General features: G+C 67.1%; 1 pseudogene. It reads right to left on the reverse strand.

From position 1 onward, the window contains the following. Nucleotides 1–325, reverse strand: a pseudogene (locus EN851_RS34965) (polysaccharide biosynthesis protein); the annotation flags it as partial.

Raw genomic sequence — 325 nt, forward strand, 5'->3', positions numbered from 1 at the left:
CAGCTCGGAAAGTCCGGAAAACTGGACGACGGTGATGCCGCTGTGGCGGGCGACCCGCACCAGCTCGGCATAGTCCTCGATCTCGCGCTCGACACCCTTGCCGAAGATCAGCAGGTCGAGACTCTGCGTGCCTTTGACATAGTCCTCCAGCACCTCGACCAGGCGCGGCCGCAGCGCCACGACCGGAACGCCCTGGATCCGCGTGCCGAGCGGCACATCGCTCTCGGTGGCCATGATGCCGGAGATGGCGTATTCGGCAGGCTGGGCCGTGCGGGTGAAGCGGACGATCACGTCGGCCTCGCTCAGCCGGCCGATGAACAGCGCC

The sequence above is a fragment of the Mesorhizobium sp. M8A.F.Ca.ET.208.01.1.1 genome, from assembly GCF_004791315.1.
Taxonomy (GTDB): Bacteria; Pseudomonadota; Alphaproteobacteria; order Rhizobiales; family Rhizobiaceae; genus Mesorhizobium.